Annotated in this window: 22 protein-coding genes; 10 read left to right on the plus strand and 12 right to left on the minus strand. The window is 68.2% G+C overall.

Going from position 1 to position 24768, the window contains the following annotated elements; all coding sequences use genetic code 11:
* Positions 1–59 precede the first annotated feature (59 nt).
* The 3 genes from CCO03_RS06920 to CCO03_RS06930 all read right to left on the minus strand — a co-directional run bounded on the left by CCO03_RS06920 (position 60) and on the right by CCO03_RS06930 (position 4187).
* Positions 60–272 (minus strand): YbdD/YjiX family protein, encoded by a 213-nt coding sequence (locus CCO03_RS06920; protein ID WP_087279026.1) that lies wholly within the window; start codon positions 270–272, stop codon positions 60–62.
* A 4-nt stretch (positions 273–276) separates the two neighbouring features.
* Entirely contained in the window at positions 277–2352 is a 2076-nt protein-coding gene (locus CCO03_RS06925; RefSeq protein WP_087279029.1) for a carbon starvation CstA family protein, read from the minus strand.
* Between the two features lie 650 nt (positions 2353–3002).
* Positions 3003–4187, minus strand: a complete 1185-nt coding sequence (locus CCO03_RS06930) for a vWA domain-containing protein (RefSeq protein ID WP_087279032.1) — start codon at positions 4185–4187, stop codon at positions 3003–3005.
* Positions 4188–4234: 47 nt separating this feature from the next.
* On the opposite strand from CCO03_RS06930, the gene CCO03_RS06935 reads away from it, so the two are divergent.
* Both CCO03_RS06935 and cls read left to right on the plus strand, forming a co-directional pair.
* Complete coding sequence (locus CCO03_RS06935; RefSeq protein WP_157667545.1) at positions 4235–4978, plus strand: hypothetical protein; 744 nt, start codon at positions 4235–4237, stop codon at positions 4976–4978.
* A 76-nt stretch (positions 4979–5054) separates the two neighbouring features.
* Positions 5055–6551 carry a cardiolipin synthase gene (cls, locus tag CCO03_RS06940; protein ID WP_087279037.1) on the plus strand — a complete coding sequence of 499 codons (1497 nt, stop codon included), beginning with the start codon at positions 5055–5057 and terminating at the stop codon, positions 6549–6551.
* 125 nt (positions 6552–6676) lie between these two features.
* Here the strand turns inward: cls and CCO03_RS06945 are convergent, their stop codons facing one another.
* The 3 genes from CCO03_RS06945 to CCO03_RS06955 form a co-directional block, all read right to left on the minus strand.
* Complete coding sequence (locus tag CCO03_RS06945; RefSeq protein WP_087279041.1) at positions 6677–7729, minus strand: DUF7738 domain-containing protein; 1053 nt, start codon at positions 7727–7729, stop codon at positions 6677–6679.
* A gap of 329 nt (positions 7730–8058) precedes the next feature.
* Positions 8059–8664 carry a GNAT family N-acetyltransferase gene (locus CCO03_RS06950; protein WP_087279044.1) on the minus strand — a complete coding sequence of 202 codons (606 nt, stop codon included), beginning with the start codon at positions 8662–8664 and terminating at the stop codon, positions 8059–8061.
* 158 nt (positions 8665–8822) lie between these two features.
* The gene (locus tag CCO03_RS06955) at positions 8823–9665 is read right to left on the minus strand and encodes an AAA family ATPase (protein WP_087279047.1); all 843 of its coding nucleotides are present in this window, start codon (positions 9663–9665) and stop codon (positions 8823–8825) included.
* 119 nt (positions 9666–9784) lie between these two features.
* On the opposite strand from CCO03_RS06955, the gene CCO03_RS06960 reads away from it, so the two are divergent.
* From CCO03_RS06960 to ubiB, 6 genes are all read left to right on the plus strand, one after another.
* The gene (locus CCO03_RS06960; RefSeq protein ID WP_087279050.1) at positions 9785–10447 is read left to right on the plus strand and encodes a c-type cytochrome; all 663 of its coding nucleotides are present in this window, start codon (positions 9785–9787) and stop codon (positions 10445–10447) included.
* Positions 10448–10495: 48 nt separating this feature from the next.
* The gene (locus CCO03_RS06965) at positions 10496–10876 is read left to right on the plus strand and encodes a hypothetical protein (RefSeq protein WP_157667546.1); all 381 of its coding nucleotides are present in this window, start codon (positions 10496–10498) and stop codon (positions 10874–10876) included.
* A gap of 223 nt (positions 10877–11099) precedes the next feature.
* Complete coding sequence (ubiE, locus tag CCO03_RS06970) at positions 11100–11831, plus strand: bifunctional demethylmenaquinone methyltransferase/2-methoxy-6-polyprenyl-1,4-benzoquinol methylase UbiE (protein ID WP_087279056.1); 732 nt, start codon at positions 11100–11102, stop codon at positions 11829–11831.
* 196 nt (positions 11832–12027) lie between these two features.
* Positions 12028–12960 carry a Tim44 domain-containing protein gene (locus CCO03_RS06975; protein WP_418236043.1) on the plus strand — a complete coding sequence of 311 codons (933 nt, stop codon included), beginning with the start codon at positions 12028–12030 and terminating at the stop codon, positions 12958–12960.
* 81 nt (positions 12961–13041) lie between these two features.
* Complete coding sequence (locus tag CCO03_RS06980) at positions 13042–13587, plus strand: hypothetical protein (RefSeq protein WP_087279059.1); 546 nt, start codon at positions 13042–13044, stop codon at positions 13585–13587.
* Entirely contained in the window at positions 13584–15167 is a 1584-nt protein-coding gene (gene ubiB / locus CCO03_RS06985) for a ubiquinone biosynthesis regulatory protein kinase UbiB (RefSeq protein ID WP_087279062.1), read from the plus strand. Before CCO03_RS06980 ends, ubiB begins: the two co-directional genes overlap by 4 nt.
* A gap of 21 nt (positions 15168–15188) precedes the next feature.
* Here ubiB and CCO03_RS06990 read toward each other — a convergent pair whose 3' ends face one another.
* Positions 15189–16619, minus strand: a complete 1431-nt coding sequence (locus CCO03_RS06990; RefSeq protein WP_087279065.1) for an aminotransferase-like domain-containing protein — start codon at positions 16617–16619, stop codon at positions 15189–15191.
* A gap of 599 nt (positions 16620–17218) precedes the next feature.
* On the opposite strand from CCO03_RS06990, the gene CCO03_RS19540 reads away from it, so the two are divergent.
* Positions 17219–17641, plus strand: coding sequence for a DUF2917 domain-containing protein (locus tag CCO03_RS19540; RefSeq protein WP_157667547.1), 423 nt, complete (start codon positions 17219–17221; stop codon positions 17639–17641).
* A gap of 100 nt (positions 17642–17741) precedes the next feature.
* Here the strand turns inward: CCO03_RS19540 and CCO03_RS07000 are convergent, their stop codons facing one another.
* Together CCO03_RS07000 and gspF are read right to left on the minus strand one after the other, a co-directional pair.
* Positions 17742–18734, minus strand: coding sequence for a 5'-nucleotidase (locus CCO03_RS07000; protein ID WP_087279071.1), 993 nt, complete (start codon positions 18732–18734; stop codon positions 17742–17744).
* Between the two features lie 96 nt (positions 18735–18830).
* Positions 18831–20054, minus strand: coding sequence for a type II secretion system inner membrane protein GspF (gspF, locus tag CCO03_RS07005; protein ID WP_087279074.1), 1224 nt, complete (start codon positions 20052–20054; stop codon positions 18831–18833).
* A gap of 249 nt (positions 20055–20303) precedes the next feature.
* On the opposite strand from gspF, the gene bamE reads away from it, so the two are divergent.
* The gene (gene bamE, locus CCO03_RS07010) at positions 20304–20933 is read left to right on the plus strand and encodes an outer membrane protein assembly factor BamE domain-containing protein (RefSeq protein ID WP_087279077.1); all 630 of its coding nucleotides are present in this window, start codon (positions 20304–20306) and stop codon (positions 20931–20933) included.
* A gap of 124 nt (positions 20934–21057) precedes the next feature.
* On the opposite strand, the gene CCO03_RS07015 is transcribed toward bamE, so the two are convergent.
* The 3 genes from CCO03_RS07015 to CCO03_RS07020 all read right to left on the minus strand — a co-directional run bounded on the left by CCO03_RS07015 (position 21058) and on the right by CCO03_RS07020 (position 24422).
* Positions 21058–22644, minus strand: coding sequence for an adenylate/guanylate cyclase domain-containing protein (locus CCO03_RS07015; protein ID WP_236904060.1), 1587 nt, complete (start codon positions 22642–22644; stop codon positions 21058–21060).
* Positions 22578–22946 carry a hypothetical protein gene (locus CCO03_RS20330; protein ID WP_236904062.1) on the minus strand — a complete coding sequence of 123 codons (369 nt, stop codon included), beginning with the start codon at positions 22944–22946 and terminating at the stop codon, positions 22578–22580. The genes CCO03_RS07015 and CCO03_RS20330 overlap by 67 nt, the downstream gene beginning before the upstream one ends.
* Before the next feature lie 465 nt (positions 22947–23411).
* Complete coding sequence (locus tag CCO03_RS07020) at positions 23412–24422, minus strand: LLM class flavin-dependent oxidoreductase (protein WP_087284336.1); 1011 nt, start codon at positions 24420–24422, stop codon at positions 23412–23414.
* Positions 24423–24768: the final 346 nt, after the last annotated feature.

A 24768-nucleotide genomic window follows, 5' to 3' on the forward strand; every position in this document is an offset into this window, starting at 1 on the left:
CGTCGACGCGCAACGGGGTCTGAATCCGGCTGAGCGGGCTTCAGACCCCGCGGAGGTGCTCAGCAGCAGCGCCCGCCGCCGCGCCCGTAACGGGCCTCCAGGCGCTCGCGGAAGAACGCCTCGTAGGTCATGGGCGTGCGCTCGGGGTGCGTCTTGGCCATGTGGCTGAGGTAGGTGTCGTAGTCAGGCAGGCCCACCATCAGCCGCAGGGACTGGCGCACCGAGCGCGCCAGGTAGCGCCCGGTTTCGGGCAAGGTTTTGCCGTTCAGCATGGCGTCAATGGGCGCCTGCCGGGCTCACGTCGCCCAGGGGTTGGTAGGGCGTTTCACGGGCCGTGGGCCGCTGGTTGCGGCGCGCAGCCAGGCAGGACTTGATGGTGTAGACCAGCACGCACAGCACCACCAGCATGAACAGGGCGGTGAGGCCCGCGTCCAGCCGGTTGTTGAAGGCGATGCGGGCCATGGCTTCCGGCGTCTTGGCGGGCGCGATCAGCACGCCGTTGGCCAGGCCCTCGGCGTACTTGTTGGCGTTGGACAGGAAGCCGACCTTGGTGTCCGGCGAGAAGATCTTCTGCCAGCCCGCGGTCAGCGTGCAGACCAGCAGCCAGGCGGCCGGTGCCGCCGCCACCCAGGCGTAGCGCTCGCGTTTCATGCGGAACAGCACCACCACGCCCAGCAGCAGCGCCACGGCGGCCAGCATCTGGTTCGAAATGCCGAACAGCGGCCACAGCGTGTTGATGCCGCCCAGCGGATCGACCACGCCCTGGTAGAGGAAGTAGCCCCAGGCCGCCACGCACAGCGCCGTGGCGAACAGGTTGGCCGGCAGCGAATCGGTGCGCTTGAGTGCGGGCACGAAGCTGCCCAGCAGGTCCTGCAGCATGAAGCGGCCGGCGCGCGTGCCGGCGTCCACGGCGGTCAGGATGAACAGCGCCTCGAACAGGATGGCGAAGTGGTACCAGAAAGCCATCATGGCCTGGCCGCCGATCACCTGATGGAGGATGTGGGCCATGCCCACGGCCAGCGTGGGCGCGCCCCCGGCGCGGCCCAGGATGCTGGTTTCCCCCACGTCCTGGGCGGTCTGCGTCAGCACATCGGGGCTGACCACGAAGCCCCACGAGGAAATGGTCTGCGCCACGGCTTCGGGCGTGGTGCCCACGAGTGCGGCCGGGCTGTTCATGGCGAAGTAGACGCCGGGGTCGATGCACGAGGCCGCCACCAGCGCCATGATGGCCACGAAGGATTCGGCCAGCATGCCGCCGTAGCCGATGTAGCGGGCGTTGCGTTCGTTGTCCAGCATCTTGGGCGTGGTGCCCGACGAGATCAGCGCATGGAAGCCGGACACCGCGCCGCAGGCGATGGTGATGAACAGGAAGGGGAACAGGTTGCCCGACCACACCGGGCCATTGCCTTGTGCGAACTGGGTCAGCGCCGGCATCTCCAGCGTGGGCATCACGACCACGATGCCCAGCGCCAGCGCGATGATGGTGCCGATCTTGAGGAAGGTGGACAGGTAGTCGCGTGGTGCCAGCAGCAGCCACACCGGCAAGCTGGCGGCGACGAAGCCATAGCCCACCAGCATCCAGGTCAGGGCCTTGCCGTCGAACGTGAAGGTCTGTGCCCATTCGGGATGCTGGCTGACCCATTGGCCGCCGAAGATGGCCAGCATGAGCAGCACGAAGCCGATGATGGAAATCTCACCGATGCGGCCGGGGCGGATGTAGCGCAGGTACAGCCCCATGAAGATGGCCACCGGGATGGTGGCCGCCACCGTGAACGTGCCCCAGGGCGATTCGGCCAGGGCCTTGACCACGATCAGCGCCAGCACGGCCAGGATGATGATCATGATCATGAAGGTGCCGAAGAGCGCCACCATGCCGGGCACGGGCCCCATTTCCTGCTTGACCAGGTCGCCCAGCGAGCGGCCGTCGCGGCGCGTGGAGATGAACAGCACGATGAAGTCCTGCACGGCGCCGGCGAACACCACGCCCGCCAGGATCCAGAGCATGCCGGGCAGGTAGCCCATCTGCGCGGCCAGCACCGGACCCACCAGGGGACCCGCGCCCGCGATGGCGGCGAAATGGTGGCCGAACAGCACGTGTTTGTCGGTGGGCACGTAGTCCAGGCCATCGTTGTGGCGGTAGGCCGGCGTCATGCGCGAGCCATCGAGCTGCAGCACGGTGTTGGCGATGAACAGGCTGTAGTAGCGGTAGGCGATCAAGTAGGTGCACACCGCCGCCACCACCACCCACATGGCGTTGACGGCTTCGCCGCGCGACAGTGCCACCACGGCAAAGGCGGCGGCGCCCAGCAGCGCCACCAGCAGCCACACCAGGTGGCGTTTGAAGAAAGTCATGTGGTTCTCCCGAAGGTCTCTGAGCTGGCCGTGCGGGATGCTGGAAAAGCCCCACGCGGCGCGGGGCATAGGGTACGCCTGTTTTGGTGCGTTTCACGCAGGTGACTGCATCGAATTGCATTCCAGGGCAGGCAGGGGCGGGGCGACCTGGCGAGCACGCGTCACCCCCGACTTGGACGCCGGTGCAGTGCACCGCGCCCGCGGGCACACCGCAGCCGCCACAGCTTGCGCTCCGGGATTCGCGGCTCATCCCCCAGGCATGTGGGGGGCACGGTCATGCCGGTTCAAGGTCGCCGGGCGTCGACGTTCATCTTCGCTTGCCGTGGCGGGGGGCAAGGTCTGTTCAAGGCATGGCAAATGAATGATGGGGTATGCGTCAATCACCGTTTGCTTTGAAACGGATTGATGTGCATACCCCATGAGATGGTCGAGTGGCGGGGATGTTCGCCGCCTGACGTGGCCAGCGGCGGCGGGGAATCGCCCAGCCGATCAGCCGGGAGCATGGTCCGGCGCCTCACCGGGTTGCTTCAGGTGTCACGCACGCAGGGCTCGCAGCCGTCGGGCCTGTGTGCCGCCAGCTCGAGCACGGCACGCCCCGGCAAGGGCTCGACGCCCGGGGTCGGCCCCGAGGCAGCCGGCTCAACGGTGCATCACTTCGACAGCAGCCGCATGGCGTCTTCCAGGCCCTTGAGCGTCATGGGGAACATGCGGTTGCTCATGAGCTTCTGGATCACGGCGATGCTCTGGCGGTACTGCCACACGCCTTGCGGCTCGGGGTTGATCCACGCGAACTTGGGATAGGCGTGGGTCAGGCGCTGCAGCCACTCGGCACCGGGTTCGTCGTTGTTGTATTCGACGCTGCCGCCTTTTTGCATGATCTCGTAGGGGCTCATGGTGGCGTCGCCGACGAAAATCAGCTTGTAATCCTTCTTGTACTTGCGGATCACGTCCCAGGTCGAGATCTTCTCGGCAAAGCGGCGCTTGTTGTTCTTCCACATGTAGTCGTAGACGCAGTTGTGGAAGTAGTAGAACTCGAGGTGCTTGAACTCGCCCTTGACGGCCGAGAACAGCTCTTCGACGCGCTTGATGTGGTCGTCCATGGTGCCGCCCACGTCCATCAGCAGCAGCACCTTCACGTTGTTGTGGCGCTCGGGCTGCATGCGGATGTCGAGGTAGCCGGCGTTCTCGGCGGTCGCGCGGATGGTGCCGTCCAGGTTCAGCTCTTCCTCGACGCCCTCGCGCGCAAAGCGGCGCAGGCGGCGCAGCGCCATTTTGATGTTGCGGATGCCCAGCTCCAGGCTGTCGTCGTAGTCCTTGTAGGTGCGCTTTTCCCACACCTTGACGGCGCTGCGCTTGCCGCCCTTGCCGCCGATGCGCACGCCCTGCGGGTTGTTGCCGCCATTGCCGTAGGGGCTGGTGCCGCCGGTGCCGATCCACTTGCTGCCGCCTTCATGGCGCTCTTTCTGCTCCTCGAGGCGCTTTTTCAGCGTCTCCATGAGCTCGTCCCAGCCCATCTTCTGGATCTTGGCCAGCTCTTCGGCGCTCAGCTCCTTCTGCAGGATGGCCTTGAGCCATTCGGCCGGGATCTCTTTGGTGAAGTCGGTGATGTGCTCGATGCCTTTGAAGTAGGCGCCGAACGCCTGGTCGAACTTGTCGTAGTGGCGCTCGTCCTTGATCAGCGTGGCCCGCGACAGGTAATAGAAGTCGTCGATGGCGCAATGCTCGGAGCGCGGGCCCACGACGTCCTTCTGCAGGGCTTCCAGCAGGGTGAGCAGCTCCTTGACGGACACCGGCAGTTTGGCGGCACGAAGGGCGTAGAAGAAATCGATCAGCATGAAGGCCTCGGTCTACATCAAGATGTAATTTAAAGGTGTTAGTTTTGGTGAGCCCTATCTACAGGCCCAGACTCATGTCGCTTGACGAAACCCAATTCAAACTCGCCAAGACCGAAGCCGGCCGGGCCGCCTTGGCTGAACGAACCGCGTGCACGCCACGTGAACGCCAGGTGCTCATCATGTGCGATGGCGAACGCACGGTGGCAGATTTTCAGGCCATGCTCGGCAGTCAGGCATGGCCCATCATCGCATCGCTGCAGCAAAAAGGGTATGTCCTGAGTGTCACGCCCATGTTGGCGCGGCTGGCCCAGTTCTCGCACACGGGCACGATGGAGTGGCCAGACACCGCCGTGCCGGCCGAGGTGACGCGGCCGCCCGCGACGCTGAAGGTGCCTGCGCCGGGCCGGCCGGCTGCCGCCCGAATTGCCGCCGAGGCGCCGGCCCAGGCGGCGCCGGTCGCGGCCCGAACCCCGCCGCGTGCGCGGCGCTCGCTGGCCGCGACCAAGATGTACCTGGTCGATGTGTTCCAGAAGCAGCGCGAGGAGGCCTCGCGCGCCATCACCCTCAGCCTGCAGCGCTGCAGCGACGAAGCCTCGCTGCTCGAAGCCATGCTGCCGGCGCTGAAGCACCTGCACGCCCAGTCGGGCGCCAGCTACGCCTCGCGCGTGGTGCGGCACCTGCTCGACATCCTGCCCGATGAGTTGTTGTCGCAGTTCTGCGAAGGCGTGCTGTCGCTGGACCTGCAGGCGTTGACGGTGGCCTCGCTGTTGACCGAAAGCACCGCGTCCTGAGGGCGGACCGGCGCATCGCCTGGCCGCATCAGCGGGCGCGCTAGGATGGTCCATCGTCGTTGACTGCGGATCTGCCATGCCGACCGGGCTGAACGGGCTCCAGGTGTCCCTGGGCCAACTCTGGACCTTGTTCCTGTTCCTCGTGCACCTGGGGGTGGTGGCGCGGGCCCTCACGCGGCCCAATCGCTCGCCGGCCTCGCGCGTGGCCTGGGTCGCGGTGGTCATGCTGCTGCCGGTGGTGGGGGTGTTGGCCTATTTGCTGCTCGGCGAAACCAGCGTGGGCTGGGCGCGTGTGCGGCGCCTGCGGCGCACGGCGTCGCAGCTGCGGCTGACCGACGAAACCGGCGTCGATCCCGAGCAGGTGCCCGCCAAGCTCCGCTCCCTGTTTGACCTGGGGCGTTCCATCAACGGCTTTCATGCCGTGGCGGGCAACCGCATCACCTTGCTGGGCGACGCCGAGGCGACCCCCAGCGAGCCGACGCGCCATGTGCGGGCGGCCATGAACCAGCTCATCGCCGACATCGAGCAGGCCCAGGTCCAGGTGCACATCGCGTTCTACATCTGGCTGGACGACGACACCGGCACGCGCATGGCCCAGGCCGTGGCCGCGGCAGCCCGGCGCGGCGTGCAGTGCCGCGTCATGGTCGACGCGCTGGGCTCGCGGGCCTTTCGCCGCAGCGCACTGTGGCGTGAGCTGGCCAGCGCCGGCGTGCAGCTGCTGGCCACGCTGGACGACGTCTCGCGCCTGTGGCACATGGCGTTCAGCCGCGTGGACCTGCGCGACCACCGCAAGCTGGTGGTCATCGACAACCGCATCGGCTACTGCGGCAGCCAGAACTGCGCCGATCCGGCGTTCCGCATCAAAGCCCGCTTTGCACCGTGGATCGACCTGCTGCTGCGGTGCGAGGGCCCGGTGGTGCGCCAGATGCAAAGCCTGTTCCTGAGCGGCTGGGTGCCGGAAACCGGCGAGGACTTGCGCGCGCTGCTCGGCGCGGCACCGGACGAGGCGGCCGCGGCCGAATCGGCCTGCGTCGCCCAGGTGTTTGAAACCGGGCCCACCGCGCGCCACAACGCCATGTCGGACATGTTCGTGGCCAGCCTGTACGCGGCGCGCGACGAGCTGCTCATCACCACGCCGTATTTCGTGCCCGACGAATCCATCCTGCGCGCGCTGTGTGCCGCCCCGCGGCGCGGCGTGCGCACCACGGTCATCTTCCCGGCGCGCAGCGACTCGTGGCTGGTGGGCAAGGCCTGTCGCAGCACCTATGCCGACCTGCTGGAGGCCGGCGTGGCCGTTCACGAGTACCCGTTGGGCCTGCTGCACACCAAGGCGCTGACGGTGGATGGCGAGCTGGCGTTGGTGGGCTCGGCCAACATGGACCGGCGCAGCCTGGAGCTGAACTACGAGAACAACCTGCTGATCGCCGATTGCGCGGTGGCGGCGCAGGTCCGCGAGCGCCTGCTGGGCTATCTGGCGGTGTCGCGGCCCGTCAGCCTGGACGCCGTGCGGGCCTGGCCGTTCCACGTTCGGCTGGTGCAGAACGTGGTGGGCATGATGTCGCCTGTGTTGTAGGTCATGGAGTATCCATCGGTTGCCGATGCGTGAAGAACGGGAATCGATGGATACTGCTTTGAAATCAATCGACCATCCGGGCGCACCTTCGCGATGACCGCTGTGCGCGTCATGCGGGCGCTGCGTCACGCGGGCTCGCTGCCGTCAGACCTGCCCCGCATGACATCCAAGGCGGCCACCTGGCCGCGCTCAAGGGCGTCGCTGTTGCGCTCGAGCAGGTCGGTCAGCGAATCCGCCACCACGGTGCGCGCCCACGATTCGTTGTCCAGCTCGATGATTTGCCCGTATCGCCCCTCGGGGCCTGGGCAGGTGTCGTGCGCCAGCGGAATCCAGCCGGGGTGGGCATAGGCCTGGGTCAGGATGTGCGTGGAGGCTGTGGCGTCGGGCGGCGGATCCAGGTCGTCGCTCAGGTTCTGCAGGTCCTGCCAGGCCTGCCGCAGGTCCTTGAAGGCCTGCAAGGTGTAGCTGTGGCCGTGCTCGCCGACCACCAACTGGGCGGCCGAAGTGACCGGGTGGTAGGCCACGTTGACCAGCTGGTAGAAGTTGACCAGCTCATCGGGCACCTGGTGGCCGTCGCCCAGCCGAATGCCGCGCGCGATCTGCGCGGCGTCGACGCCGGGAATCCAGGTGCTGTAGGGGTGGTCATCGGGCACCCGCTCGCGGATGGCGGCCACCCAGCGCTTCACCACAGGGGCCAGGTGCGCAAAGCGCGCATCGAGCTCGGCGGGCACCGGCGCCGGGGCGGCCGGTTGGGGTGCATGGGCTGCAATTTCGAGGGCCGTCACGACCCCGTCTTCCACCTTGAACCACACACTGAAGCCGCCATGCACGATGGCCTTGCCCCGGTCGCCCTTGAACAGGGGCACCAGGGCACTGGGGTTGGTGGCGCGCAGGTGCAGCACGTCGTGTCCGTCCATCGTCAAGGCCTGCGCAAACGGGGTCTGCGGGCTGAAGTCGAACTGGCCGGGGCTGAGCTGCAGCATCAAGCCCTCGGCCAGCGCGCCATCCTTGGCGTAGGCCATCAGGCCCAGCGCGTCCCAGGTGAAGACGTGGGTGTACTTCAGCTGCCGGTGCCGGCTGGGGCCCAGCAGCGTGGCCAGTTGGGCCACAGGCACGGGCAGGGCGATGGCCTGGCCCTGGATGAGCAACTGCCCCTGAACGAATGCAACGGTGGACATGGCACTCCCTGAGTCGACTTGTCAGGTCATGTTGCCACAGCCGATGCGGGGCCCTTGGGGCAGCATCTTGCCGGTCCTGTTGAGGAGTCCTGAAACCGTCGCCGAACAAGGTTGAGCGCGATGCGCCCCAGGCTGCCGGAGGTGGCTCGTGCCACGCGCCCGCGTCAGCTGGCCGATCAGGGCAACGCGCTTCAAAGGGGTGTTGGCGTGTGGGCGGTGCGGTCAGGCAGGGAATCCGCTTGCCACGGCCGGTCCAGGCGCTGCCTCCAAGCGCAACGGAACGCTGCGCCACTCGCCAGCGCGCAATCGGTCGGCCGACGACCGGCAGCTCAGCGCGGTTTGCCCAGCAGGTAGAGCAGCTGCGCCTTGGCTTCGGGCCATTCACCGGCTGTCATGCTGTACATGACGGTGTCGCGCACCGTGCCATCGCGGCGCAAGGCGTGGTGGCGCAGCACGCCATCGCGTTTGGCACCCAGGCGTTCGATGGCGCGCTGGCTGGCAAAGTTGAAGTTGTCGGTGCGCCAGCCCACCAGCGCGCAACCCAGGGTCTCGAAGGCGTGCGTCATCAGCATGAGCTTGACCGTCGTGTTCACGTGGCTGCGCTGCACGCTTTGGGCATACCAGGTGTAGCCAATCTCCAGCCGGTCTACCGCCGGCACGATGTCGTGGTAGCTGGTGGTGCCCAGCACACGGCCCGAGGCTTCGTCGATGACCGCGAAGGCGATGCGCGAGCCCGCATCGCGCATCTGCAGGGCCTGCTCGATGTAGGTGGGCGTCTGCTCGGGTTCGGGGACCGAGGTGATGCGCAGCGTCCACAGCTCGCCATCGGCGGCCGCGGCCCGCAGGCCATCTTCGTGCGACAGGGCCAGGGGTTCCAGCCGCAGGCCGCCGCGCTGCAGCACCACGGGTTCAACGAAGCGATTGGCGAGGGTCATGGGACGGGTGGTGTGAAGGTTGAAAGGCAGTATGCCTGGGTTTCCGTTCATCAACAAACGGAAACCCAGGCATACTGGTCATGGTGCCGCCTGCGGTCATGCGACGCGCAGGCCGGCATGGCGCAGGCGGTGGGGCGTGGGGCCACGCCGCCGCCGCATCAGCGGTTGCGCTGGTTCATGAACACCAGCTTCTCGAACAGCGTCACGTCCTGCTCGTTCTTCAGCAGCGCGCCCACCAGCGGCGGCACGGCCACCTTGGCGTCGGCGCTTTGCAGCGCATCCAGCGGGATGTCTTCGGCCACCAGCAGCTTGAGCCAGTCCAGCAGTTCGCTGGTCGAGGGCTTCTTCTTCAGGCCGGGCAGGTTGCGCACGTCGTAGAACACCTTCATGGCCGCGGTGAGCAGCTCGGCCTTCAGGCCTGGGAAGTGCACGTCCACGATCTGCTTCATCGTGTCCGGCTCGGGGAACTTGATGTAGTGGAAGAAGCAGCGGCGCAGGAAGGCATCCGGCAGCTCCTTCTCGTTGTTCGAGGTGATGAACACCAGCGGACGGTGCTTGGCGCGGATCAGCTGACGGGTTTCGTAGCAGTAGAACTCCATGCGGTCGATTTCGCGCAGCAGGTCGTTCGGGAACTCGATGTCGGCCTTGTCGATTTCGTCGATCAGCAGGGCGACGGGCTCGTCGCTGACGAAGGCCTGCCACAGCACGCCCTTGACGATGTAGTTCTCGATGTCCTTGACGCGCTCGTCGCCGAGCTGCGAATCGCGCAGGCGGCTCACGGCGTCGTATTCGTACAGGCCTTGCTGGGCCTTGGTGGTGGACTTGATGTGCCACTGCAGCAGCGGCATCTTCAGGGCTTCGGCCACTTCCTCGGCCAGCATGGTCTTGCCCGTGCCGGGTTCACCCTTGACCAGCAACGGGCGCTTGAGCGTCATGGCGGCGTTCACCGCCAGCATCAGATCCTGCGTGGCAACGTAGTTCTTGGAGCCTTCAAATTTCATGGTCAAGCCAATCCCGAAAAGAATGTCCCGTAAGGTGACAGGTGGGTGAATGCAATCACTCTAGAATGGTCGCGATCAGAGCAGTTCTGTCTCAACACACCAGAAATTGTGCGCAGAATATGAAAAAAACATTGTCTCTCATGTTTGCCGCCGTCCTCACGATGCAGGTGGCAACAGTGGCCAACGCGCAAGCGGTGGCAGGGAACGCAGATCGAGGCAAGGACAAAGTCGCCATGTGCATTGGCTGCCATGGCATCCCAGGGTACAAGGCCACCTTTCCCGAGGTGTACCACGTGCCCAAGATTTCGGGACAGAACGCCAAGTACATCGAGGCCGCGCTCAAGGCCTACCGCGAGGGGACGCGCAAGCACCCGAGCATGCGCGGCATCGGCGGCTCGCTGACGGATGAGGACATCGCCGACGTGGCCGCGTTCTACGAGGCCTCGGCCAAGCCATCCACCACCGAGGTGACGGTGCCCACGCCCAGCCCGCAGGTGGCCTCGCTGCTGCAAAAGGGCGCGTGCGTGTCATGCCACGGCGCCAACTTCTCCAAGCCCATCGACGGCAACACGCCCAAGATCGCGGGCCAGTATGCGGACTACCTGTACGCCTCCCTCAAGGCTTACCGCGATGACACCCATCGCACCTGGGGGCGCGGCAATCCCGTGATGGCCGGACAGGCCAAGCAATTCAGCGATCAGGAGCTCAAGGCCCTGTCCAAGTACCTGAGCACCGTGCCAGGCGACTTGGCCACCGTGCCCGAGCCCCGCTTCATCCGATGACGCAAAGGTGTTGATGTGATGCGTGTGCCGGCCAGTTTGTTGCGGCCCATGAAGGTATGGGGAATCGGGGTGTGGGTGCTGGGCCTGGCGGCTTGCGGCGGTCAGCCGCTGGTCGCGCCCGAGTTGATGGCCAAGCCGCGCCTGTCGGCAGCGGAACTCCAGCGCATGGACGAGGAAACGCTGGAACAGCGCCGCGCCGACTTTGCGCGTCAGCGGGACCAGGCCGCAGCCGATTTCCGGCAGGCCGAGTCGCAGTGCTGGAAGCAGTTCGCCGTGAACCGCTGCCTGGACAACGCGGCGCAGACGCGGCGCGCCCTGCTGGATCAGTTGAGCGCCGATGACCGCGTGGTGCAGGACGAGCTGCGTCAGCGCAAGCTGCAGCGTGCCGACGAGCGCCTGCAGGGCAAGCAGGAAAAAGCCGCTCAATGAGCGGAGTATGGGCCGGCTGCCGTTGTTGAAACAACGGTGGCAGGCCCATACTGCCATTGAAGATGATGCAAGGCACTGCGCACGCCTTGGCCTTGGCGGCGGCGCCACCCCCATCGCCGGCAACCCGTCTCCGGGTCACGCGCAGGCAGGCGCGCCTTGCGCGGCCTGTGGGCCGCAACGCGGCGCGCGCTCGGCGCATACCCAATCCACTACGATCACGCCCATGAACAAAACGCATTTCGGCTACGAATCGGTCGATGAACAGGACAAGGCCCGCCGCGTGCGCGGCGTGTTCGATTCGGTGGCGTCCAAATACGACGTGATGAACGATTTGATGTCCGGTGGCCTGCATCGGGCCTGGAAGGCCTACACCGTGCTGGTGGCCAACCTCAAGCCCGGCGACAAGGCCTTGGACATCGCCGGTGGCACGGGCGACCTGGCCCTGGCGTTTGCCAAGAAGGTGGGCCCCACGGGCCAGGTGGTGCACACCGACATCAACGAGGCCATGCTGAGCACCGGCCGTGACCGCCTGATCAACCAGGGCGTGCTGCTGCCCACGGTGATTTGCGATGCCGAGGCGCTGCCCTTTCCCGAAGGGCATTTCGACCTGGTGAGCGTGGCGTTCGGCTTGCGCAACATGACGCACAAGGACCAGGCCCTGCGCGAGATGAACCGCGTGCTGCGGCCTGGTGGCAAGCTGCTGGTGCTGGAGTTCTCGCGTGTGGCCAAGCCGCTGCAATCGCTGTACGACTGGTACTCCTTCAAGGTGTTGCCCAAGATGGGGTCCATGGTGGCCGGCGATGCCGACAGCTACCGGTACCTGGCCGAATCCATCCGCATGCACCCGGGACAGGAAGAGCTCAAGGGCCTGATGAAGGACTGCGGGTTCGGTCATGTGGACTACCACAACATGACGGCGGGTGTGGCGGCCCTGCACGTGGGCATCAAGTGCTGAGGCTGCCCGGGCGCTGACCCAGCGGCTCGCACGCGCGCAAGACCACGCCTGACGAGGGACATCGTGTGGCGCGACTGCGCCTGCGGGGCCGGCATGCGATCCTTGCACCCACATCGGCAGCCATGCCGACTGGTTCAATTCTTTTCATACCGGAGGCGGAGTGATCAAACTGTTTTCAATCATTGTGGCGGCCCTGATGCTGTTCACCACCTTTGACGCCGAAGCCAAGCGCATGGGGGGTGGCAGTTCCATGGGGCGTCAGTCGAGCAACGTGACCCAGCGTGAAGCAGTTCGTCCTCCGGTGCAGGCACCGGGCAACCAGGCTGCCACGGCGGGTGCCGCTGGCGCGGCCGGCGCTGCGGCGGCCGCCACGCGCAAGCCCTGGATGGGCATCCTGGGTGGCATCGCCGCAGGCTTGGGCCTGGCCTGGCTGGCCAATTCGCTGGGCCTGGGTGAAGGCTTTGCCAACATCCTGCTGATCGCCTTGCTGGTCATGGTGGCGGTGGCGGTGTTCCGCATGCTCAAGAACCGCAGCCAGGCTGGCCAGATGGGCAACCGCATGGCCTACCAGGGCGCTGGCGCGCCGGGCAACGTGCAGACGCCGGGCGGCTACAACCCCAGCCATGTGGGCAACGACGCTGCGGCACGTCCGTGGGAAAGCCAGGGCACCGCTTTCTCGAACGCGGGCGCCGCGGCGGGTGGCTCCATCATCGGTTCGGCCCTGTCGGGTTCGCAAACCTGGGGCGTGCCGTCCGACTTCGACACCGACGGCTTCGTGGCCGCGGCCAAGCGCAATTTCGTCACGCTGCAAAGCGCCTGGGACCGCGCCGACATCCCGGCCCTGCGCGCCATGATGACGGATGGCATGCTGAGCGAAATCCAGGCCCAGCTCGCCGAGCGCGAGCACAGCGCGCCGGGTCAGCCCAACCACACCGACGTGGTGAAGGTCGAGGCCCAACTGTTGGGCATCGAGGAGTTGGCTGACGAGTACATGGCCAGCGTCGAGTTCAACGGCCTGATCCGCGAAGACGTGGGCGCCGGCCCGACGCCGTTCCGCGAGGTCTGGAACATGACCAAGCGCAAGAGCGGTGGTGGCTGGCTGGTGGCCGGTGTGCAAGCGCTGCAATGAGCGCGCAGTGACCCGCGGCGGCTGGGCTGTATACCGGCTCGTGCTGCCAGGGGGACTGGCAATTCGTTGAATAATGGGGACATGGCAACATCGTCCCCTTTTTCTTTCCTGACCCAGGCACTGGACAAGCTGGGTGGCGCCCTGCAGCCGCCGGCCTGGCTCACGCATGAGATCCAGCATCGCGCGGTGCTGTTCGTCAACCACCTGCTGATGCAGGAACCCGAGGCGCAGCAGCGGCTGCTGGGTCAACAAGGCCGCTCGGTGCGGCTGGCCTGGCGCAGCCTGAACGCCCAGGTGCGCATCACCCCGGCTGGCCTGCTCGAGCTCAGCGATGCGCCCGAAGCCGACCTCATCCTCACCGTCACCGATGAATCGCCGCTGGAGCTGGTCAAGAGCGCGGCAACGGGGCAGCGTCCGGCCGTCCGCATCGAAGGCGATGTGCAGCTGGCTGCCGACATCAACTGGCTGGTCGACAACCTGCGCTGGGATGTCGAGGAAGACCTGGCGCGCGTGATCGGCGACGGGCCGGCGCACGCCGTGGGCAATGTGGCGCGCTCGGCGGCAGCCGCCTTGAAAGGCTTTGTCGACAAGGCCTCCTCATTGGGACGCGGCAAGGCAGAACCATGAAGCGGTATTGGCGCGGCGCCTACATCCTGTGGGTGGCGCTGCGATATGGCCTGGACGAGCTGGTCCTCAACAGTTTCGAGAAACCCTGGTTGCGCGCACTGGCGCGTTTTGCGTCCCTGGGCCGCGATTTGTCGGCGCCGCGGGGCCAGCGCCTGCGCGAAGCGCTGGAAAGCCTGGGTCCGATTTTCGTCAAGCTGGGGCAGGTGCTGTCCACGCGGCGCGACCTCATGCCCACCGACCTGGCCGACGAGCTGGCGCTGCTGCAGGACCGAGTGGCGCCTTTCCCGGGCGACGAGGCGGTGGCCATCATCGAGCGGGCCTTCAAAAAGCCCATCGACCAGCTGTACCGGAACTTCGACCGCACGCCCGTGGCCAGCGCGTCCATCGCCCAGGTGCACTTTGCCGAGATCGAGGTCGACGGCGTGATCAAGTCCGCCGCGGTGAAGGTGCTGAGGCCCGGCATGCTGAACGTGATCGACCAGGATCTGGCGTTGATCCACATGGTGGCCGGCTGGATCGAGCGGGCCTCCGCCGACGGCAAGCGCCTCAAGCCCAAGCAGGTGGCCGACGAGTTCGACAAGTACCTGCACGACGAGCTCGATCTGCTGCGCGAGGCCGCCAGTGCCGCGCAGCTGCGGCGCAACATGGCGAACATGACCAGCGTGCGCATTCCCGAGATGTACTGGGACTGGTGCCGCCCCGAGGTGGTGACCATGGAGCGCATGAGCGGTGTGCCCATCAGCCAGATCGAGCGCCTGCGCGAGGCCGGTGTCGACATCCCCAAGCTGGCCCGCGACGGCGTGACCATCTTCTTCACCCAGGTGTTCCGCGATGGCTTCTTCCACGCCGACATGCACCCGGGCAACCTGCAGGTGAGCCTGGCGCCCGAGAGTTTCGGCAGCTACGTGCTGCTGGACTTCGGCATCGTCGGCACGTTGACCGAGTACGACAAGGAGTACCTGGCGCAGAACTTCACGGCGTTCTTCCGGCGCGATTACAAGCGCGTGGCCGAGCTGCACGTGGAAAGCGGCTGGGTGCCGCGCGACACGCGCATCGACGAACTCGAATCGGCCATCCGCAGCGTTTGCGAGCCGTACTTCGACCGGCCGCTGAAGGAGATCTCGCTGGGCATGGTGCTGATGCGGCTGTTCCAGACCTCGCGCCGCTTCCAGGTCGAGATCCAGCCTCAGCTCGTGCTGCTGCAGAAAACCCTGCTCAACGTCGAGGGCCTGGGCCGTCAGCTCGATCCCGACATGGACCTCTGGGTCACGGCACGGCCCTTCCTCGAGTCGTGGATGGTCGACCAGGTTGGTCCCAAGCGCTTCTGGCGCGAACTCAAGAACGAAGCGCCGCGCTACGCCCAGCTCGTGCCCGAGCTGCCGCGTCTGCTGCACGAGTACCTGTCGCAACGCGCGCCCAACCACTCGGTCGAGCTGCGCGCCCTGGCCGAGGAGCAGCGCCGCACCAACCGCCGCCTCACGCGGCTGATGTGGGTGGGCCTGCTCGTGCTGCTGGCCATGGCCGCCGCGCTCGTGGTGCTGGTGCGCGTGGTGCTGCTGCAGCCGGCCGTCGTGGCCTGACCACCGACCGACCGGCGACGCTCAGGCCGGGTCGTGGGCCAGCTGGCCCATGCGGATCAGGCCTTGGCGGTGCGCATCGCTCCAGGCGCCCAGCGCGATGCGGTAGCAGCCTTCGTAGCGGCCCGTCAGGCTGAAGAACCGGCCGGGCGGGGCCAGCACCCCTTCGGCCAGGCAGCGTGCCTCGAAGCGTTCGGCATCGACGTCCGGCGGCAGTTGCAGCCACAGCAACAGGCCGCCCGAGGGGTTGGACAGGCGCGTGCCCTTGGGGAAGTGGCGGGCGATCAGCCCCCGCGCCTCACGCAGGCGCGCACTGGTTTTCTGCCGCAGCTGGCGCATGTGGGCCGCGTGGCTGTGGCCGATCAACTGCGCCAGGGCCAGCTGAAGCACCGTGGTCGGTGCCCCCATCTGTTTGTCGCGCAGCGTGCGCACGGCATCGGTCCAGCGGCCGGCGTGCAGCCAACCCAGGCGCAGGCCCGGTGCCAGGGTTTTGGTGAACGAGTGGCAGAGCATGACGTGGCCGCTGCGGTCGTGGGCCTTCACGGTGCGCCGGTGGGCGTCGTCGTCGGCCCATTCGTTGTAGACGGCGTCCTCGATCACCGCGACGTCGTGCGTGCTGGCCATCTGCGCCAGGCGTTTGCGCTGCGACGGCGGCATGCAGCTGCCCAAGGGGTTTTGCAAGGTCGGCACCACCAGCACCGCCTTGATGGGGTGGGTGTCCAGCGCAAGCTGGAGCGCGTCGAGCGACATGCCGTGGCTGGCGTGGGTGGGCACCTCGAGCGCGCGCAGGCCCAGGCTCTGCAACAGCTCCAGGAAAGAGAAGTGCGCGGGCGACTCGATCGCCACCACGTCGCCGGGCTGGGTGCACACGCGCAGGGCACAGGCAATGGCGTCGATGCAACCCTGGGTGATGACGATGTCCTCGGGGGGCAGCACGCAGCCCAGGTCCAGCGCAAAGCGGGCCAGCGCGTGTTGCAGCACCGGCGCACCCGTCTCGTGGGGGTAGACCGTGAGCGAGGCCGCGTTGCGGGTGACGGCCTGGTGCAGGGCCGTGCGCACCCGCTCCGGGGCCAGCAGCTGGGCATCGGGCGTGCCGGTGCCAAAGGTCACCACGCCCTCACGCGCGTGCGAGCCCAGCAGGCGCTGGGCATACCAGTCCAGGGTGACGGCGGTGGGCTCCAGCGGCGGCACATCCAGGCGCGGGGCTTTCAGGCGCGCGGGTTCGGGCCGGGCGCGCACGTAAAAGCCCGAGCGCGCGCGGGGCGACACCCACAGCTCGTCTTCCAGCGTGCGCATGGCCTGCAGCGCCGTGTTGTGCGATACCCCGAAGCGCTGGGCCCAGTCGCGCACCGAAGGCAGGCGCTGACCGGGACGCAGCACGCCCTGTTCGATGGCCTGCATGACGTGGGTGGCGAGGGTGCGGTACTTCGGGGTGGGCGTGACGTCGGAGCGCATGCGCCATTGTGCGGCTCAGGTTGCGCCAGGGGCAGACAGATGCGCGCCGGCGCCACCAGACAGCGGCGGGCCTGAAACCGGCTGTCTGGTGCAGACAGCGGCCCGTTGCCGCTGGCGGGTGTGCCAGGGCGGGCGGACACTTCATCGGACGGAATCACCCCTCGCGCCAGACCTGCAGTCCCCGAGACAGCACCGGTGGGGCGGGCGATTCAGCCCAGATCGACCGGCCACGCCGGCGGCCTGGTGTACAGCCTTGATCGACCCTTTTGCCTGCCATGTCTGCTCATCTCTCCCCCCTCTGTCTGGTTGTCTCCGAACCGCATCGCGGTGCCAGGTGGCGGCGCATCGCGGCCCTGGTCACCGGGCGCAGCGCGGCTGCTCGCTTGCTGGCGGATCACGCCACGGCAGTGGGGGCGGCTTGGCGGGTGCAGGGCCAGCCGCATGCGTCGGTCTGCGCGCCTCAAGGCGGTGGCCAGCCGCTGACGAGTCGTGGCCTGACCTTGCGCACGGAGCCGTTGCACAGCGCGCCGGCCAAGGATGCGGCGCCGCATGGCGACCTCGTTGGAGGCCCCGTCGGAAGCGTATTCGGGGACCCATTTGTGCACCCATTCGGGAGCCCATTCGAGAACCTGCGCGGGGACGCCCTTGGGCATCCGTTTGAGGACCCAGGCCGCACGGCGGCGCCAGACAGCGCCCCTGACTCGGCCGTCACCTACTGGCACCTGCGCGAGGCCGACGGCCCCCAGGTGCTGGTGCTGTCGCCGGCCCAGCGCCAGACCGTGCAGGTGGTGCACGGCCGCCTGTGGCTGACGGCCGAGGGCAGGGCGGACGACCAGGTGCTGCAGGCTGGCCAGGCCGTGACGCTGTGTGGCCCGGGGCGCTTGCGGCTGGGGGCGCTCGTCCTAGCGAGCGACGGGCCCCGGGGGGCGCGGCGGGCTGGTCAGGGCCGTGGCCCGACGCCGGACGGGGCGTTCGCTGAGCCGGGTGCGTGTGTGCTGCGGTTGACCCGGGATGTGCCATGATCATGGAGTATGGTCGAACTGCCGTTCATCAGAAAACGGCAAGGCGTTGATACTCCATTCAGCCGATGGCCTGAAGCGATGTGCAGACTGGCTCGCCCGCTCAGTTGCGCACGCCGGACGCCACGTGTCCGGCGGGCACGTAGCTGGCGGCTGAATCCACGTGGCCGGTCTGGTCGTCGAAGAAGAAGTCGGGCTGGAATTCGCGCAGGAAAGCGCCTTTGGGCAGGCCGCCCAGAAACATGGCTTCGTCCACGGCGATGTTCCAGCTCATCAGCGTGCGGATCGCGCGCTCGTGAGCCGGTGCGCTGCGCGCCGTGACCAGGGCGGTGCGGATGCGCATGGGCGTCGCCTGCGGCTCGGCGTCTGCGACGGCCAGCGGTGGGCGCTCGCCGTGGGCCGGCTCGGGCGCTTGCAGGCCGCGCGCCTGCCCGGGCAGGCGCGGTGGCCGCCGGTCCTGCAGCTGCTGCAAGGCGGCCAGAAACGGCTTGAAGGGCCCGGGCGGCAGCGGCAGCTCGGCCTTGGTCCGCTCGTGCAACTGGAAGGCGTCCAGCCCGTCGGCCTGGTAGACGCGCTCGGCCTCGTCCGAAAACAGCACGGCGTCGCCATCGAAGGCGATGCGCACCTCGTTCGGGTGCGCGTCAGAGGCCCGCATGGCGTGCGTGGCCACCTGGGCGGCGGGGTAGCCCAGCGCCAGCGCCTCGCGCACGTCGGCCCCGTTGGCCGACAGGAACAGGTGCGCGCCCAGCGGCCGCAGGTAGCCGAAGGGGTCGGCGCCCTGGGTGAACACGCCGCGCTGGATGCTGGCCAGCCCCAGGGCCGCGGCCGAGCGGAACACGCGCAAGCCGCTGGTCGGGTCGTTGCGCGAGAGCATGACGACCTCGACCCGCTGCTGCCCCGGCTGGTTGAAGGCCAGCAGCTTGCGCACCAGCGAAAACGCCACCCCGGGGCGGGCCGGCACGTTCAGGCGCTGCAGCTGCAGCTGCATGTAGGCGTCGGCATCGCCTTGCTCGAACAAGGTGTTCTCTTCCTCGAAATCGAACAGGGCGCGCGACGAGATCGCCACGACCAGCTGGCCCTCCAGCGTTGCTGCCATGTCAGCCTTTCTACATCGGTAAATCAGGGGTATGCATGGAATGCCGTGCAAAAATGAACGGCAACAGGTGAATACTCTTGGTATGGGGACGTTCGGTCACTTCACCCAGCTGTTGAGCTCGATGATGGGCTGCAGCACGGCCAGCACGATGGTGCCGACGACCGCGCCCATGAGCACGATGAGCAGGGGCTCGAGGATGGTGGCCAGCTGCATGGCACGCCGCTGCACCTCCATCGACAGCTGGCGCGAGGCCCGCTGCAGCATCACCGGCAGCTCGCCCGTCTGCTCGCCCAGGCGCACGAACATGGACAGCAGGCCTGGAAAGCGCTTCTTCTGCGCCAGGGCCGTGGCCAGCGGCGCGCCCTCGCGCACCATGACCAGGGCTTCCAGCGCGTCGGCCCGCATGGCCTGGTTGGACAGGGTTTCGCCCGCCGCCTGCAGCGCGCGCAGGATGGGCACGCCGGCCGCGCTCAGCATGGCCAGCGTCGAGGCGAAGCGGGCCGCGTTGTAGCCACGCGCCAGCTTGCCGATCACCGGCAGGCGCAGCCAGAAGGCGTCAAAGCGCTCGCGGAAGGCTGGCGAGCGCAGGGCGTACCGCAGCCCCAGGCCGGCCAGCACCAGCAGACCCGCCACCCACCAGCCCCAGCCGCGCACGAAGTCCGACAGCCCCAGCATGGCCCGCGTCAGCACCGGCAGCGTGCGGTTGCTGCCTGCGAACACGCCGGCCACCTGCGGCACCACGTAGCTGACCAGGAAGATGACGATGACCACGGCGATGACCGTGACGATCATGGGGTAGAGCGCCGCCCCCATCAGCTTGGCCTTCAGGGCCTGGCGCTCTTCCAGGTCGTCGGCCAGGCGCTCCAGCACCTCGCCCAGGTCGCCGCCTTGCTCGCCAGCGGCGATCACGGCGCGGTAGACCTCGGAGAACTCGCGCGGCTCCTGGGCCAGCGCGCGCGCAAAGCTCGACCCCGCATTCACCTCGGCACGCAGCGCGCCCACCAGGTTGCGCTGGCGCAGGTCCTCGGTTTCTTCGGCCAGTGCCGTCAGGGCGCGCTCCAGCGGCAGGCCGGAGCTGACCAGGCCGGCGATCTGCCGCGTCCACACCGCCAGGCCCGTGGCGCTGAACACCTTGCTGGCCCACAACACGCGCGAGGACTTGGGGGCGTCGCCTTCGTCGGCGCCCACGGCAGTGACCGCCAAAGGCACCAGGGACTGGCCGCGCAGCAGCGCGCGCGCGGCCTTGGCCGTGTCGGCATCGATGACGCCTTTGCGGGCCTGGCCCTGGTCGTCGAGTGCCTCAAATGAATACGCAGGCATGGAGGAAGTGCTGAACTGGGGTGGCGTGCATTGTCACCCATGCGCATGGCGGTGGTCGCCGGCGGCACGCGGCGGCCGGCGCAGTGCGAGGCCTGCACGCCGGGCCGCGTCACAATGCCGGTCCATCGCCGATCGCCACGCAGGCACCGGGACCGATGTGCGCCTGGTGCCTGGTCGTGGCGCACCGCGCCGCCGTGGCCCGCGTCTCGGACGCTTCCACTGGTCCCCCCGCTTGCAAGGACGACTGCCATGCCGACCCTCATCCGTTGCCTGATTGCCACCGCCTGCCTGGGCAGCGCCGCGCTGGCGGTCAGCGTGGCGCAGGCCCAGCCCGACGAGGCCCGGCCAGGAACGGCCCGGGCGCGCGCGGCCCTGCCCACGTTCAGCGGCTTTCTGTGCTGCAACATGCGCACCGACGGCAGCTGGATCAGCGACATCAACTACGTGGCGCCGGACAAGCGCGTCATCGAAGCGGGAACGCCTGTGGTCGTCACCGGGTATGGGCGCCAGCGCGTGCACACCACCGTGGACGGCACGCCCCAGGACCTGGGCAACGACTACAGCCGCGACCTGGACCTGGAGGCCTTCGCCCGCCGCTATGTGCAGCCGACCGACCCCCGCCTGGCGCTGGCCCGGGCACCGGCCGCGGTGCGTCAGGCCGTCCGAAGCCAACGCGTGACGCCGGGCATGACGCGCGAGCAGGTGGCCATGTCGCTGGGCTGGCCCGTGGCCAGCGAAACGCCCCGGCTGGACGGCCGCGTCTGGCGGTACTGGCTGAGCAGCTTCGAGGAATTCCACGTCAGGTTCGACGCCGACGGCCGGGTCAGCGCCATCGACGGCGAGGCCGAGGTGCTGCAGCGCGTGGTGCTGCAGCGCTGACGGCCCGGGCTGGCATTGGACGCGCACCGGTGCTGGGCCGGTCTTCGGCGGCGCGGCGATCCACTTTGGGAAGCCGTCAAACGCCGGGCCGGGTCGCCTGCGTCGGCCCGCGCGCCCAGCCGGCTCAATCGCCGCGCGTCAGCGGCAGCAGCTCGTGCACCATCAGCGGCTGCTGGCGCCCCCGCAGCTCGACAGCGTCGATGGGGCGCGTCGTCAGCCGGCCGGCCAGGGCCTGCGCGGTGGTGTCGGAGACCAGCACGCGCGTGCCCAGTTTGCGGTTGATGCCCTCGATGCGGCTGGCCACGTTCACGGTGTCCCCCACGGCGGTGTAGGCCAGGCGGTCGTGGGCGCCCAGCACCCCGGCGACCACCACGCCGGTGTGGATGCCGATGCGGGTGTCGAAGGGGGCGAGCTGCTGCTCGGCCCAGCGCGCGTTGAGCCGGTCGGTGGCCTCCAGCAGGGCCAGCGCGGCCTGGCAGGCCTTCAGTTCGGCATCCGGCAACTCGGTGGGCGCGCCCCACAGCACCATGATGCCGTCGCCGGTGAACTTGTCGATGGTGCCGCCATGGCGCGCGATGACCTCGGACGCGACGTTGAAGTACTGCGTCAGCTGGTCGACCAGCACCGTGGTCGGGGTGGACTCGGCCAGGGTGGTGAAGCCGTGGATGTCGGTGAACATCACGGTGACCTCGCGCGGCTCGCCGCTGGGCTGCAGCGGGCGGCCCTCGTCCAGCAGCTGCTGGACCACGTCCAGGGGCACGAAGCGGCGGAAGGCCCGCAGGCCCCGCGCCGATTCGTCCAGCGCGTGGTCCAGGTGCTGCAGCTCGAGCACCGGGCTGTTCACGCGCGGCAGTTCGTCGAGATCCAGCCGGCCGATGCGGCGCGCGATGTGCGACAGCTGCTCCACGGGCGTGGTCACGCGCTTGGACAGGTGCAGGGCCAGCAGCAGCACGATGCCGAGGAACACCATCATCGCGCCCAGCGCCAGCAGCACCGAGCGCCGCAAGCCGCCCAGCAGCTGGTCTTCGGGCACCCAGCTGACCAGCTGCCAGCCTGTGCTGGCGATGCGCGAGGCCTGCACCAGAAAGCGCTGGCCGTCGATCATGAGGGGAAAGTGCACGCTGGCCGTGCCGTCGCGGCCCTCGGCCTGCAGGTGGGCATGGATGGCGCCCAGCACCCCGCCTTGCGGGCTGGACAGGCTGCGGGTGCGGCCGGGCACGTCGCTGCGCGCCAGCACCTGCTGCTCGGCGCTGATCAGCGCGCTGTGGCCATAGCCGGCGCTGCTGAACTGGTGCACGAAGTCCGACAGGCGCCCCAGCGTCACGTCGCCCGACACCACCATCAGCTGCACGTCGTCGCCATCGCGCCGGTAGTCCGGGATGGCGTAGGTCACGCCCAGCTCCTGGGCGGCCTGGAAGATGTAGGGCGTGGTCCACACCGGCTGACCGGTGCGCACCGCTTCGGTGAACCAGGTGCGGGCGACGGGGTTGTATTGGGACTGGCGCACCTCCACGCGCTGGGTCTGAAAGCGCTGGCGCGGGTCGCGCTGGTCGTCGGGCAGGGGCTTGTACTCCCAGGTTTCCTGGGTGATGCCGTGGCTGCGGGCGATGTGGCGCACGGCGGGCTCGGGGTAGCGCTGCACCATCAGCATGTGGCCGACGGCATCGGCCACGTAGACGCTGTCCAGCTCGGGCGACTGCTGCAACAGCACCCACAGCAGCTCTGCCGACTGCTGGGCATGATCCCCGCGGGTTCCAGGCTGGGCGAGGCGGCCATGGCGCTCACCACGGATGCGGCCTTGGCCAGGAAGGCATGGATCTTGTCCTCGACGCGCAGGTGATCGGCGCGGTGCACCGATTCGCCCATGGCGCCCACCAGCCGCTGCGCGCCCCAATAGCCCAGGCCCAGCAACAGCAGCGATTGCACCACCACGACCAGCGTGATGATGGTGCCCACGTCGACCCGAAAACGGCGCAGGCGGGATGAGCGGACAAAGGACGAGGAAACGGACATAGGCCTTTACAGCGGCGCACCGCGTGTGGGGGTCCGCATCATCGGCAATCGCGCCGCCATGCCGCAGGTTGGGTGCGTCGGGGGCTCACATTGCTGGCCCACCCTGATGAATACGACACGTTTTGTCGTACAAATGCTTCAACCTGAGGGCCTCGACACGCGCTCTCCGCGGTGCCGGATCCAGGACGCAGGGCCGAGCGGCCAGGAAGTGGGGCGATGTTCAGGGCATGAGGACCCGGCAGCGCAGCCCGCCTGAGCCGGCAGGCGATGGGCCAACACGCGCCTGTCTGCAGCAGGGCTGGCGCATGGCCACCGGTCGCTTGCTGCAGGACGGCTCCAGCTGGCGCGAGCGGCCAGCGCGCGCATCGGCTGAAGCGCGGCGCGCACCGGCGGTGCTCACCCTTGGGTGGCCAGGCGCACCATGGGGGCCATGCCTTGCAGGGCCCATTGAGGCAGCCGCCCCGGTCAGCTGGCCGCCGCCTTGCACTGGGCCACGATGTCGAGCGAGCGCAGGCGCAGGGCTGGGTCGAAGATGTCGCAGACGAACATGAGTTCGTCGGCCTGCGTGGCCTGGACGATGGACGTGAGACCGGCGCGCACGGTCTCCGGCCCGCCGATGACGGCCATGGCCTGGAAGTCCTCGATGCCGGCGCGGGCCCGGTCGTCCAGCATGTCCCAGAAGCCCTCGATGGGCGGCTTGAGCTTGCCGCGCTGGCCGGTGAGGATGGCCAGCACGCGCTGTTGCGAGCTGGTGGCCAGGAATCGGGCTTCCTCATCGGTGGGCGCGGCGATCACCGGCACGCCGACGACGGCGTGCGGCTTGGGCCAGCGCTTGGACGGGCGGTAGTTGGCGCGGTAGATCTCGAGCGCCTGCATCAACAGGCGCGGCGCAAAGTGCGAGGCAAAGGCGTAGGGCAGGCCTTTGTAGGCCGCCAGCTGCGCCGAGAACAGGCTGGAGCCCAGCAGCCAGATGGGCACGTGCGTGCCCGCGCCAGGCGTGGCCACCAGGCGCTGGCCGTCTTCGACGTTGCCCAGCAGGTGTTCGAGCTCGGCCACGTCACGGGGGAAATCCTCGGCCGATTCGACGCCCACGTTGCGACGCAAGGCCCGCATGGTGTGGGGGTCGGTGCCGGGTGCGCGGCCCAGGCCGAGGTCGATGCGGTCCGGGTACATCTCGGCCAGCGTGCCGAAGGCCTCGGCCACCACCAGCGGGGCGTGGTTGGGCAGCATGACGCCGCCCGACCCGACGCGGATGCGCTCGGTGGCCCCGGCGATGTGGCCGATGAGCACGGCCGTGGCCGAGCTGGCGATGCCGACCATGTTGTGGTGCTCGGCCAGCCAGTAGCGCGAGAAGCCCAGTCGCTCGACATGGCGGGCGGTGTTCACGGCCTGGGCGATGGCCTCGCGCACCGTGCCGCCTTCGCGCACGGGCACCAGGTCGAGGAAGGAAAAAGCGGTGTGGGTCAGATCAGGCATGCGGGGCATTGTGGCGGCTGCCGGCGCGGCAATCCGTCGCCGCAGGGCGAGACCCTGCTGCCAGCGCTGGGTCCGTGGCGGCCTGTAGGGGCGGGGGCCGGCGCTTTGCTAGGCGGCCTGGCGGCTTGGCGGACCGGATTGCGGCAGGCTGGTGGGGAAATGGGCAGTATGGGCCTGTTGCCGATTCAGATGTATCGATGTAGTGGCCATACTGGTAGTTTGGGATTGGGGCTCGAGTGTCTGCACAGCCCGGTGCGGTCGTCCAGCGGCTGTGGGGCCCGCTTGGCGATCGTCAGCAACGCGGCGTTGCTGCCGATCACGCCGGCGGGTTGGCCGGTCTGCCGGG

This window comes from Comamonas serinivorans, assembly GCF_002158865.1.
Lineage (GTDB): Bacteria > Pseudomonadota > Gammaproteobacteria > Burkholderiales > Burkholderiaceae_C > Comamonas_E > Comamonas_E serinivorans.